Consider the following 12,905-nt stretch of genomic DNA (forward strand, 5'->3'; position numbering starts at 1 on the left):
CTGGCCCGCACCGGACACCGCAGACTCGCTCAACGCTCTCGCTCCTGCCTGTCGTCACGCCGGTCGTCGGCACCACCGCGCACCGGCGGGGCGTCCGTGTCGTACGCCGCCAGTGCCTCGCGGGCCGCCCGGCGGGCGCTGTCGGCCAGCTCGGGCGGCGAGACGATCCGGCCGTCGCGGCCGAGGCGCAGGGCCAGCCGTCGCAGCGAGGCCGGATCGGGGGTGCGCAGAGTGATACGCAGCCCGCCGTCGGGAAGCTCATCGGCGCTGTCGTGCGGGTAGTACTCGGCCACCCAGCGGCCGCCGGGGCCGACCTCGACGACCACTTCCGGGTCCTCGGCGGCCGGCTGCACCAGGGCCTCGGACAGGTCCCGCAGCTCCATCTCGGGCGGCGCGGACGGCTCGTCCAGGATCCTGATCTCGGCGACCCGGTCCAGCCGGAAGGTGCGGCGCGCCTCGGAGCGGCGGCACCAGGCCTCCACGTAGGTGTGGCCGACGCTGACCAGGCGGATGGGGTCGATCTCCCGCTCGGTGATCTCGTCACGCGCGGGTGAGTAGTAGCGGATCCACAGCCGGCGGCGCTCGGAGATCGCGCGGTCCACGTCGGCGAAGACCCCGCCCTCGGACTCGAAGGTCACCGAGAGCCGGGCGCTGGCGCCGGCCGCCTCACCGGCCGCCGTCTCCACCTTGGCCGTCGCCCGCAGCAGCGCCTGGCGGTCGCCCTCCCTGAGGCCCGGCAGGGTGGACACCGCGCGGGCGGCCACCAGCAGGGCCGTGGCCTCGTCGGCGGCGAGCCGGAGCGGCTCGGCCGCCTCCTCGCCGAGCGCTGCCGGGTTGTGCCACCAGATGCGCTCGCCGTCGGTGTCGATGTCGAGCAGATCGCCGCCGCGGAAGCTGGTGCCGCACATGGGCAGCAGATCGAGGTCGGAGACCAGCTCGTCCTCGGTGATGCCGAAGGCGCGCGCCACGTCCGCGATCCGGGCGCCGGGGCGCTCCCTGAGATAGGTGACCAGGGAGAGCATCCGCCGGGTCTGGTCGATGGCGTTCACGGGCCTGACCGGTTTGCCTGCCATGGTTGTGCTCTCCCCCTCAGCCCTTGGCCACGGCACGCAGCCGGTCCACCACGTCCGCGCGCAGCTCGGCCGGCTCCACGACCACCGCGTCCGGCCCGAACTCCACCAGCCAGGCGTCCAGTCCGTGCCCGTACGGAATTTCCAACTCGTCCCAGCCGTCGCCGAGTTCCCGGACCGCGGTGGCCTTCGCCCGAAGGGGGTAACCGGAGCCGGAGCGCAGCCGGATCAGCGCCGAGCGGTCGGCGATCTCGCCGGCCCAGCTCGCGACGGTCTCGCGCACGGTGACCACGTCGGGCACGGGCGCGGTGAAACCGGTGCCGCGCGAGCGCACCCGGCCGGTGATCCGGGAGAGCCGGAAGACGCGCTCGGCGCCCCGATCCCGGTCGAAGCCGGCCAGATACCAGTGGCCGCGCCAGCACTCCAGCGCCCAGGGCTCGACGTGCCGGGGCTCGGGGTGGGCGGCGGAGGCCTTGCGGTAGTCGAAGACGACGGGGCGGCGGTCGCGGCAGGCCAGCATCAGCGGTTCGAAGGCTGCCTCGTGCACCGGGATGCGCGGCTCCAGGGCGCCGTGCGTCTCGTAGGGGTCGACGTCCTCGGGGAGCCCGGCGGCGCGCAGCTTCTGCAGGGCGCCGCTGGCCGCGCCGGCCAGCCGGGCCTGCTGCCAGACCTTGGCTGCCAGGCCCAGGGCGGCGGCCTCCTCGGCGTCCAGGGTGATGGGGGGCAGTCGGTTGCTGTCACGGCGGGCGAGGTAGCCGACCTCGCCGTCGAGGTTCTCCACGGTCTCGATGACCAGACCCAGCTCGCGCAGGTCGTCCTTGTCCCGCTCGAACATGCGGTTGAAGGAGTCGTCGCTGCCCACCGCGCCGCGCTCCGGCCTGGAGGCCTCGACGTACGCCTCGATGGAGTCGCGCAGCTCGCGCTTGCTGAGCGGCCGGCGTGTGCCGAGCAGGCACAGCGCGAGGTTCATCAGCCGCTCGGCCTTGGCAATGGCCATCGACGCCCTTCGCCTTCCCTATGGTGCTTCCGACCGATGACCGTACCGCCCCGGGGTGTCGGGGCAAAAGCCGGAGCGGGGAAGCGGAGCCGTCCTGATCAGCGGTGGTCACGCGAGGAGGGCCCGTGCGGACAGCACGGGCCCTCCTTCGACCAGGTCCGGTCAGCGCTTGGCAACGCCCACGAGGTCGCAGACGAAGATCAGCGTCTCGCCCGGGGCGATACGGCCGCCACCGGCGCCGCGGTCGCCGTACGCGAGGTGCGCGGGGATGGTCAGCTGGCGGCGGCCGCCGACCTTCATGCCCTGGACGCCCTTGTCCCAGCCCTGGATGACCTGGCCGACGCCGAGCTGGAAGTCCAGCGGGGTGCCGCGGTTCCAGGAGGCGTCGAACTCCTCGCCGGAGGAGAAGGCGACGCCCACGTAGTGGACCTTGACGATGTCGCCCGCTTCGGCGGTCTCGCCGTCCCCTTCCCAGATCTCCTTGATCTCGAGGTCCGCCGGCGGCTCGCCGCCCGGGAAGTCGATCTCGGGCTTCTCGATGCTCACGTCAAAAGCTCCTGCTTGTGTACGACACGAAACACGGACAGTCTGTCATCCCCGCTGGTCTCCCGCCCGCTACGGCGCCACGGCGGGGCCCGGTCACATCGCGGCGAGGATGTCCACCGAGAACACCAGCGTGGCGCCCTTCTTGATGCCGCTGCCGCTCGGCGGGGTGTCGCCGTAGCCCAGGTCCGGCGGTACGACGATCAGGACCCGGCTGCCCACCTTCTTGCCGGTCAGTCCCTGCGACAGCCCCTTGACGACCTGCTGCATCTGCTCCAGCGAGAACTGGCTGAGCCGTCCGGAGTCGTACGTCTGCTGGAACGCCTTGTCGCTGCCCCAGACCACGCCCTTGAACTGGCACAGCACCGCCTGGTTCGCCTGGACCTCGGGGCCGTCGCCCTCCAGGACGTAGGCGGAGGCCAGCTCCTTGGGCGGGGTGCTCTGCTTGGCCGGCTTGATCTCGGGCGCCTTGCCGTCGGTGTTGGTGCCGACCGTCGGCAGCGCGGCGTCGTCCTGCGGGACCGGCTTGCCGTGGGAGGAGCTCTTGGAGTTGAAGGAGTCGATCAGGTCGATGACGAAGACCAGGGTGTCGGTGCCCTTGATGCCCGCCTGCGCGTTGCCCGACTTGCCGTAGCCCCAGGTGGGCGGGACCGCGATGAGCACGCGGCTGCCCGTCTTCTTGCCCTGCAGGGCGTACCGCCAGCCGTCGATGAGGCTGCCCTGGGCGAGCTGCATGACCAGCGGGCGGTGACGGTCGTAGGAGTTGTCGAAGACCTTCGCGGTGCTCCAGATCTGGCCCAGGTAGTTCGCCTCGACGAAGTCGTTCTCCGCGACCGTGCGGCCGCTGCCCGCGATGACCGTCTTGACCGCGAGATCCTTCGACGGGTCGCCCGGCCCCTTGGCGACGGTCGGCTTCTCACCGAACTTCGTGCCCGCCGTGATGGCCGGCAGCGGCCCGTCCACGATCTTGGGCGGGGGTACCGAGGACGCCGAGCCCGACGGTGTCGGTGACGCGTCCGCCTTGCTGGACTCGGGCTTGTCGTCGCCGCAGCCGGCGAGCGTGACCAGTCCTGCGGGTACGGCGGCGAGGATGAGTGAGCGTCGGCGCACGGGAAGGGCCTCGTAATCGGTCGATCTTACGGATTGGCGTGCGCGCAACTCTACGACGCGAGGCGGGCGCCGTACGGAAAACGTACGGCGCCCGTGTGGCGTTCCGGCATCTCGGACCGGTGACGCTCGACTCGCGTGCGGGTGTCACATTCCGGCGATGAGCTTCTCCACGCGGTCGTCCACCGAACGGAACGGGTCCTTGCACAACACGGTGCGCTGTGCCTGGTCGTTGAGCTTGAGGTGCACCCAGTCGACCGTGAAGTCGCGGCGCTGTTCCTGTGCCCGCCGGATGAAGTCGCCGCGCAGCCGGGCCCGAGTGGTCTGCGGGGGGACCGACTTGCCCTCGAAGATCTTCAAGTCGTTGCAGATCCGGGTGGCTTGGCCCTTCTTCTCCAGCAGGTAGTAAAGACCCCGGCGACGGTGGATGTCGTGGTAGGCGAGGTCTATCTGGGCGACCCGCGGGTGCGACATGGTCATGTTGTGCTTGGCCCGGTACCGCTCGATGAGCTTGTACTTCATGACCCAGTCGATCTCGGTGCCGATGCGGTCCAGTTCCTCGGTCTCGATGGCGTCGAGGGTGCGGCCCCACAGCTCCAGGACCTGCGCGACGGTGCCGGTGCGGATGCCGCGGCGGTCGCAGAAGTCGACAGCCTTGTCGAAGTACTCGCGCTGCACCTCCAGCGCGGAGGCCTCCCGGCCGCTGGCCAGGCGCACCTTGCGCCGGCCGGTGATGTCGTGGCTGACCTCGCGGATGGCCCGGATCGGGTTCTCCAGGGTGAGGTCGCGCATCACGGTACCCGCCTCGATCATGCGCAGCACCAGGTCGGTCGCGCCGACCTTGAGCAGCATGGTCGTCTCGGACATGTTCGAGTCGCCGACGATGACGTGCAGCCGGCGGTAGCGCTCGGCGTCCGCGTGCGGTTCGTCGCGGGTGTTGATGATGGGCCTGGAGCGGGTCGTCGCCGAGGAGACGCCCTCCCAGATGTGTTCGGCGCGCTGGCTGACGCAGTACACCGCGCCGCGCGGGGTCTGCAGGACCTTGCCCGCACCGCACAGCAGCTGCCTGGTCACCAGGAAGGGGATGAGGATGTCCGCGAGCCGGGAGAACTCCCCGTGCCGCGCCACCAGATAGTTCTCGTGGCAGCCGTAGGAGTTGCCCGCCGAGTCGGTGTTGTTCTTGAAGAGGTAGACGTCGCCCGCGATTCCCTCCTCGTGCAGGCGTCGTTCCGCGTCCACCAGGAGTCCTTCGAGAATGCGCTCGCCGGCCTTGTCGTGGGTGACCAATTCGGTCACGTTGTCACATTCGGGTGTGGCGTATTCCGGATGTGACCCCACGTCCAGATAGAGCCGGGCGCCGTTTCGCAGAAAGACATTGCTGCTGCGGCCCCATGACACGACACGGCGGAAGAGGTACCGCGCCACCTCGTCAGGAGACAGGCGGCGCTGTCCCCTGAACGTGCACGTGACGCCGTACTCGTTCTCCAGCCCGAAAATGCGGCGGTCCATGACTGAACATTACGCCCGATCCCCCGAGCTGAAACGGGGTTCGGCAGCACGATTTGGATCATTTTCCGATGAAGCCGCAACAACCCCGCTCCGCTCGGGAGCTGCGAGGACCCGCCCGGTGGCGAGCAGGACCAGCAGGGACACGGCTCCCGCGGCGCCGGGGACGGCGTACCCCCACAGCGGGCCACCGGCCTGGACCACCGGGCCCGCCAGGCCCGTTCCCACCGAGGCGCCCACGGTGAACGTCGTCACGAGCCAGGAGAACGCCTCGGTGACGGTGCCGCCCGGCGCGTGCCGGTCGACGATGATGAACGCGCAGGCGATGCAGGGGGCGAGGAACACCCCGGAGACCAGGCTGAGCAGCACCATGGCGACGGCGCCCGGCATCAGCATCAGTGGCAGGTAACAGACCGCCAGAAGGGCCACCAGAACCCGCAGTCGCCGCTCGGGCGTGCCGCTCCAGGCCCGCGCGCCGTACACGGTGCCGCCGATGAGCGCCCCGAGGCCGAGAGCGGCCATCAGCCAGCCGTAGACCGCGTCGCCGCCGTGCTCGTCGGCGTACGGCACCGAGGCCACGGTGATGGAGCCGAGCGCGATGCCGACGAACAGGAAGGCGCCGAGCAGCACGAGCAGGCCGGGCGAGCGCAGGGCCCCCAGCCAGTGTGCCTCGCGCGGCGCCGAGCGCCACGCGCGCGAGGGCGGGGAGAGGACCACCGAGAGCGCGCCGAGGACACCGACGGCGTTCAGCACCAGCAGCGCCGCCCGCTCCGACCACAGCGACACGCACAGCGTCACCAGCAACGGGCCCACGGTGAACATGACTTCCTGGGCGACGGCGTCCATGGCGTACGCGGTGTGCACCTGCTCCTCGCGGCGCAGCACCGAGGGCCACAGGGCCCGCAGACCGCCCTCCAGCGGCGGGGTGAACAGCCCGGCGGCGGCCACGGCGGCGCAGGCGAGGGGCAGCGGGCCGGTTCCGGCGAACGCGAAGACGGCCATCGCCAGCGCCGACAGGACGGCCGCGGGCAGCTGGACGCGCGGCTGGCCGTACAGGTCCACCAGGCGGCCCAGCACGGGCTGGCCGACCGCGTTGGCGACGCCGTACACGGCCGCGAGGGCGCCCGCCAGGCCGTACGTGCCGCCGTCGGCGCGGACGAACAGCACCAGCGCGATCGCGGCGGTCGCGTTGGGCAGCCGGCCCACCAGGGTGCCGGTCAGCAGCCGGGCCGCGTGTCTCGCCCTGAGGATCTCCAGGTACCCCGCGGCCATGTCCCGCCTCCAAGTGTTACGTATAACCCCGCCTGTCATACGTACCATGTGCGCTGTTCACCCGTCCAGACGACCGGACGTGACCCGGCGGGCCGCCGAGCTCCCGGGCGTACGACCGCCAGAACAGGAGCAGCCCCGCGGTGGCACGCAGCAGCACCCGCCCGACCAGCCGGGACGTCGCACAGGCGGCCGGAGTCTCCCAGGCGGCCGTCTCCCTCGTGCTCGGCGACAAATGGCGCGGCCGGGTCTCCGAGGCCACCGCCGACCGGGTCCGGGAAGCCGCCCGCGAACTCGGCTACCGGCCCAACCTCGCCGCCCGCAACCTGCGCCTCGGCCGCACCCGCACCGTCCTGCTCGTCGTCCCCGCGCTCACCACCGAGTTCTTCGCCGGCGTCTACACCGGCGCCGCGCGCGTCGCCGCCCGGCACGGCTTCGGCGTCGTGCTGTACCCCTCCCCCGAGGGCATCGGCCCGGCCCGCGACCCCTTCGCCTCCGCACAGTCCGCCCTGGACGGCGTCATCGCTTCCTCCATGGCCGCCGACGCCCTCACCGCCATCCGCGGCGACCAGCTCCCCCTCGTCATGCTCGACAGCGACCCGGACGGCAGCCTCGGCGCCGCCACCGTGAACCTCGACATCGCCGACGGCGTCCGCCAGGTCACCGGACACCTGCTGGCCCTCGGCCACCGCCACTTCCTGCACCTCGCCGCCGACGTGCCCTCCTGGACCTTCGAGATGCGCGCCCGCGAACTCGCCGCCCGCCTCGCCGCCGTACCCGGCACACAGGTCCGGACCGCCCCCGCACCGATCTCCATCGACGGCGCCCGCACCGCCACCGAGGCCGCGCTGGCCGCGCCCGGCCCCCGCCCCACCGCCGTGGTGTGCGACGACGACAAACTGGCCGCCGGCGCCTACAAGGCCCTGCGCCGCCTCGGCCTGCGCGTCCCCGACGACGTGTCCGTCACCGGCCTGGACGACCTCGCCCTCGCCACCGCCCTCGACCCCGAACTCACCACCGTCCGGCTCGACGCCGAACTGTTCGGCCAACGCGGCATGGAAGCCCTGCTCGCCGTCCTGGACGGCCGCGAGCCCCCCGGCGGGGACATCCCCGTCGAACTCGTCGTACGCGGCTCCACGGCCCCGGCAGCGCCCGTCTCCCCCTAGGGGACGGAACCGCGGGCGCGGTGCTGGTGCGTCCGCCCGCGCCGACGGGGCACCGTCGCCCGGAGCCGGCCCGCTCCGCCCGACCGGCCCTGGGCCGTGTACGCAAAGTCTGCCCGCGTCGCGACGCGGCGGCACGCTCCCCCAGAGAGGGCACCCCCACTGGCCGCACCGGCCGAAAACCCGGGTACGCCCCGTACGATGGCATCCGGCCGGCACTCCCCCGGCCTTCGGCCGGGGGGACCCCCAGAACACGCACCGGACGCCGCGACGCCCGCCCGGCGGGCGAACGACGCTTCAGGTCAACGCACCTGGCCGCCGGCCGGCAGCAGACGGCCCACCGTCTCCTCCAGCCGCGGCAGCACCCGCTGGCCCGCCAGGGCCACCGCGATACCCGCCACCACACCGGCCCACCCCACCGGCCCCAACGGGGTGCAGCCGACCGCGTGGCTCACCACCGGGACCTGGATGAGCGCGACCAGCGCCACCGCCGAACCCAGCGCCGTCACCCGCACCAGCGGGCTGTCCCGGCGGTCCAGCAACGTCTGCGCGAGCTGGGTACCGACCACCCCGCACAACGCCATCGTGCTCGAACGACGCGCCGTCCCCGGCGTGAAACGGCCGATGAGCCACGCCGTCACCGCCCCCAGGCACGTGGTCAGCGCCCGGTGCCGGATCTGGCGGACCAACGGCTCCCCCAGCACACCGCCCGCAGCGTCCTCCGGCGACCGCGGCCCCACCCGCTCCGCGTCCTCCACCCCGGCCTTCGGCGTCACCGCCACCGCCATCGCCGGGAACAGATCCGTGAACAGGTTCACCAGCAGCATCTGCCGCGTCGACAACGGCGCCCGGCCCGACACCAGCGTGCCCAGCAGACCGAAACCCACCTCACCCGCGTTACCGCCGATCAGGATCGCGATCGCGTCCGCCACGCTGTGCCACAACGCCCGCCCCTCCACGACCGCGTCGATCAGCACCGTCAGATCGTCGTCCGTCAGCACGATGTCCGCGGCATTGCGCGCCGCGGCGGAACCACGGGCGTTGATCCCCACACCGATGTCGGCCGCCCGGATCGCCGCCGCGTCATTGGCACCGTCACCCACCATCCCCACCACCCGGCCCGCATCCCGCAACGCCTCCACCACCTGCAGCTTCTGCTCCGGCGCCACCCGCGCCACCACACCCGCGTCCCGCAGCATCCGCGCCCGCCCCGAACGGTCCGCCGCACCCAGCTCGTCCCCCGTCACCACCACCGGCTCCTCCGGCCACCCCAGCTCCCGGGCGATCGCCCGAGCCGTCTGCGGATGGTCCCCGGTCAGCATCACCGGCCGCACCCCCGCCTCGTACAGACCCCGCACCAAGGCCGTCGACGTCTCCCGCGGCACATCCGAGAACGCCAGCAGACCCGTGAAACCCAGGTCCCGCAGCGGCTCCTCCAGCACCCCGGCCGCCACCTCGCCCTCCGCCAGCCGGCGCCCGGCCACCGCGAGCACCCGCAGCCCCTCACCTGCCAGCGCATGCGCGCCCTCCGAAGCGTGCGACGGCAGATCCCGGCAGGCCGGCAGCACCGTCTCCGGAGCCCCCTTCACCACCAGCACCCGCACCCCGTCGCCCGTCCGGCCGACCGCCGCCGCATACCCACGAGCGGCCTCGAACGGCAGCCCCTCCAACTGCGTCCACCCCGGGTCCTCCCCGGCCGCGTCCAGCACCGCCTCGTCCGTCGCGTGCACCGGCCGCTCCGACCCCCCGTTCAGCCGCGGACACGCACGCGCCGCCGCCCGCACCGTCTCCTCCGCCGCCGCATCGTCCGCGGCACACACCCCGCCCCCGGCACCCCACACCCGCACCAGCCGCAGCCGGTTCTCCGTCAGCGTGCCCGTCTTGTCGAAACAGACGGTGTCCATCCGCCCCAGCGCCTCCAGCGTGCGCGGCGTACGCACCAGCACCCCGTCACGGCTCAACCGCCGCGCCGCCGCCAACTGCGCCACCGTCGCCACCAGCGGCAACCCCTCCGGCACCGCCGCCACGGCGACCGCCACCCCACCACTCACCGCATCCCGGACCGGCGTCCCCCGCAACAACGCCAGCCCCGTCACCGCCGCCCCACCTCCCAGCGTCCACGGCAGCGCCCGCCGCGTCAGCTCCTGCAACCTCGCCTGCACCCCACCCGCCGGCGGCACCCGAGCGGCCAGATGAACCGCCCGCGCCGCCTCCGTACGGTCACCCGTGTCCACCACCACGGCACGGGCCGTCCCCGCCACCACCGTCGTCCCCTCGAACACCATGCACCGCCGGTCCGCCACCACCGCGTGCGGCGTCCGGTCCGTCTGCTTCTGCACCGGCAGCGACTCCCCCGTCAACGCCGACTCGTCGACCTCCAGACCCTCCTCCCACAACAACCGCGCATCCGCCGGCACCACATCGTCCCCGGCCAGCTCGATCACATCACCCGGCCGCAACCCACCCGCGTCCACCGTGCGCGTCCCACCCGCCGGCGCCTCCTCCTGCGACGGCGCCACCCGCGCCTTCCGCTTCTGATCCGCCAGCAGCCCCGACAACGCCCGCTCCGCCCGCAACCGCTGCACCCCACCCACCAGCGCGTTCAGATCCAGCGCCCCCACCACCAGCAGCGCGTCCACCACCGAACCCAAAATCGCCGACGCCGCCGAACCCACCGCCAGCACCGGAGTCAGCGGATCATGCAACTCACCGCTGACCGCCCGGCCCAGCCGCACACCCAAGCGCACCGGACCCACCGCCGGATGCCCGGCCACCGCACCCGCCGCCCCACGCACCCCCGCCGGCACCCGGCCCAGCCCACCCACCTCGGCAGCCGGCTCCCGGCCCAGCCGCTCCCGCGCCTCCTCCGCGTCCAGCTCATGCCAGTGCACCCGCGCACGCGGACGCGGAGCCGAAGCCGCCGCCACCCCCAGCCCCGCCCGCACCCCCGAGAACAACGCACCCGCCGCCGCCACATCCACCGGCACATGCCGCATCCCCGGCAGCACCGCCAGCCGCCCACGCCCACCCCTGGACTCCCCCACCGCCACCAGCAACCCCGAAAGCGCGGCACCCGACCGCGCCAGCGTCTGCGACCGCCCACCCACCGCACGCGCCGCCGGAACCGCCATCAGCAGCCGCCACACATCCGGCAGACCACGCCGGGCCAGCACATCCGCACCCCACACCACCGCGCCGTCCCCGTCCACCAGAGCCACCGCCAGATCACCGGCCCACAACCCCGCCAGCACCGCGCCGTCGTCCGCCGAACCCAGCCGGGCGACCGTGATCACGGTCCCCCCGTCACCACGCACCTCACACACCACGTCGTCCAGCGGCCGACGCGCGTCCACCACCACATCCGCCAGACCCGCGAAATCCTCCAGCACCGGGTCGTCCACCACCACGACCCGCAACCCCGCCCGTCGCGCCGCGTCCAGCACCGGCTCCGTCCACGGATCCACCGAACCGTCCGCCAACCGCAACGCACTCGGATGCAACACCACCGCCCCCGCCAGCTCCAACTGCCACAACCGCTCCGGCGCCCGCACCAGCGCCCCCACCCGCGCCAGCGCACCACCCAGCACGGCATGGAAAGCCGCCGGACCGTACCGCGCCGCCTTCGGCGAACCGGCCAGCACCGCCTCCGCCGCCTCCGCAACGTCGTGCTTCACCAGCAACGTCGCCAGCGCGCCGACCACACTCCCCGCCGCCGCATGAGCCGCGTACTCCTGCGCCGGAGTCACCCGCAACGGCGGCCGCTCCCACCCCCCACCCCCCACACTCACCCGCTCCGGAGCACACAACTCGTCATGCACCGAGTCGAACGCGGCCACCCGCGCCACCGCCTCCGCCAGCTGACACCCCCGCAACGCCCCGTCCAGCACCAGCGAAGCCGGACTCTGCCCCACCCCGTGCGCCACCGCGTTGGCACCCGCCAGCACCAGATCCATACCCGGCCCGCCCAGCCGCCGGCGCAACACCGCACGCACGCGCGGGTTCTCCCGCAGAAACGTCACCACCGCCGTCACCGTCCTCGGCGACGGCGGCAACCGCCACGCATACGCCGCGAACGCCGCACCCGTCCCCACCACATCGGCCACGAACGCCGCCGCCGCCACCCGCACCGCCACCGGATCCGCCGGATGCGACAACTCCTCCGGATCACCACCCAGCTCCAGACCATGGCACGCCGCCACATCCGCCACATGATCCAGCACCCGGTCCGTCAGCCCGTCCTCGGACGCCGTCACCACCAACCGGGCCAACCCCTCGTCCCAATAGGCCAGCAGCACATCGGGATGCTCCGCCACCGCGGCGGCCACCCGACGCCCAAGACGCTCCCTGCCACGCCGCGCCGCCTCCTCATGCGCCGGCCGCAACGCCACATGCTGCCGGGCACCCGCACGCCACCGGCCCGCACCACCCGGCAGCGCGTTGCCCGCGACCCGGCCCACCCGCACCGCCACGTCAGCCCCACGCACCCCGGCACGCGCCGTACCAGCCACCGCCCCCGCCGCCGCACCCACCACCGGAACAGCCACCCGCGCCAGCAACCGCGGCGCCGCCGGCACCAACCGGGCGGCAGCCGACGGAACCGTCAACAGAGAGAACACCATCGAACGTCCTCAGCGCGCCGTACGGCCAGGCCGCGCCGTGGGCCCGAGACGCCCACCATGCGCGCCATGCCCACTGTGCGTGGCGGAACCGCCAGGCTCACCGTGCCGCTGCCCCGGCCGCTCCCCGGCCGGCGCCGTCCTATGCGTCGCCGCCCACGCCATCGCCTCGTCGTCCGGCTCGGCCGCCACCGGCTCCTCCGGCACATCCACCACATCCGCACGCTCCACCGGCTCACCGTCCTCCACCGGCGCACCGAGCCGCCCCACCGCACCCTCAGCGCGCCCAGCGCCCGGCCGCGACTGGGTCAGCCACGCCACCGCCGCACCCGTCAACGCCACCGGCCACTCCACCACCCCCGCCACCCCCAGCACCCCGGCCCCCGTGTACACCGCCAGCCGCCTGCTCCTCGGCGACACCGCGCCCACCCTGTCCAACGTGCCCGCCGCGACCCTGCTCACCGTCCCGGCACCGGGCAACCGCCCCAGCACCGAGGCCGCGCCCCGCACCGGAGCGGTGAGAACCGAGGACGACCTCTGCTCCGCCATGACTCCTCCACCTCCGCACACTCCTGCCGTGCCCTCCGAGTGCCCCGACACAGCGGGTCATCCCACAGGTCAGCGACGAACGCCG

General features: G+C 73.2%; 9 protein-coding genes. 1 reads left to right on the forward strand and 8 read right to left on the reverse strand.

The features are described 5' to 3' along the window. Positions 1-29: 29 nt before the first annotated feature. The 6 genes from ABZ478_RS10420 to ABZ478_RS10445 all read right to left on the reverse strand — a co-directional run bounded on the left by ABZ478_RS10420 (position 30) and on the right by ABZ478_RS10445 (position 6,495). Positions 30-1,073: a WYL domain-containing protein gene (locus ABZ478_RS10420; RefSeq protein ID WP_359547181.1), complete on the reverse strand. Its 1,044-nt coding sequence runs from the start codon at positions 1,071-1,073 to the stop codon at positions 30-32. 16 nt (positions 1,074-1,089) lie between these two features. Then, complete coding sequence (locus ABZ478_RS10425) at positions 1,090-2,067, reverse strand: WYL domain-containing protein (protein WP_359547183.1); 978 nt, start codon at positions 2,065-2,067, stop codon at positions 1,090-1,092. Between the two features lie 162 nt (positions 2,068-2,229). Continuing rightward, positions 2,230-2,613, reverse strand: coding sequence for an FKBP-type peptidyl-prolyl cis-trans isomerase (locus ABZ478_RS10430; protein ID WP_358932052.1), 384 nt, complete (start codon positions 2,611-2,613; stop codon positions 2,230-2,232). 93 nt (positions 2,614-2,706) lie between these two features. Then, a complete protein-coding gene (locus ABZ478_RS10435; protein ID WP_359547186.1) occupies positions 2,707-3,720 on the reverse strand; it encodes an FKBP-type peptidyl-prolyl cis-trans isomerase in 1,014 nt (337 codons plus the stop codon). Between the two features lie 144 nt (positions 3,721-3,864). Continuing rightward, the gene (pafA, locus tag ABZ478_RS10440) at positions 3,865-5,226 is read right to left on the reverse strand and encodes a Pup--protein ligase (protein WP_020938995.1); all 1,362 of its coding nucleotides are present in this window, start codon (positions 5,224-5,226) and stop codon (positions 3,865-3,867) included. A gap of 9 nt (positions 5,227-5,235) precedes the next feature. Further along, positions 5,236-6,495, reverse strand: coding sequence for an MFS transporter (locus tag ABZ478_RS10445; protein WP_359547190.1), 1,260 nt, complete (start codon positions 6,493-6,495; stop codon positions 5,236-5,238). 140 nt (positions 6,496-6,635) lie between these two features. Between ABZ478_RS10445 and ABZ478_RS10450 the strand changes: the two genes are divergently transcribed. Continuing rightward, positions 6,636-7,658, forward strand: coding sequence for a LacI family DNA-binding transcriptional regulator (locus ABZ478_RS10450; protein WP_359547192.1), 1,023 nt, complete (start codon positions 6,636-6,638; stop codon positions 7,656-7,658). 299 nt (positions 7,659-7,957) lie between these two features. Here ABZ478_RS10450 and ABZ478_RS10455 read toward each other — a convergent pair whose 3' ends face one another. Continuing rightward, positions 7,958-12,274 carry a cation-translocating P-type ATPase gene (locus ABZ478_RS10455; protein ID WP_359547195.1) on the reverse strand — a complete coding sequence of 1,439 codons (4,317 nt, stop codon included), beginning with the start codon at positions 12,272-12,274 and terminating at the stop codon, positions 7,958-7,960. A gap of 9 nt (positions 12,275-12,283) precedes the next feature. After that, on the reverse strand, positions 12,284-12,820 hold the full coding sequence (locus ABZ478_RS10460) for a hypothetical protein (RefSeq protein WP_359547197.1): 537 nt from the start codon (positions 12,818-12,820) through the stop codon (positions 12,284-12,286). Positions 12,821-12,905: the final 85 nt, after the last annotated feature.

The sequence above is a fragment of the Streptomyces sp. NPDC005706 genome (assembly GCF_040631045.1).
Classification (GTDB): Bacteria; Actinomycetota; Actinomycetes; order Streptomycetales; family Streptomycetaceae; genus Streptomyces.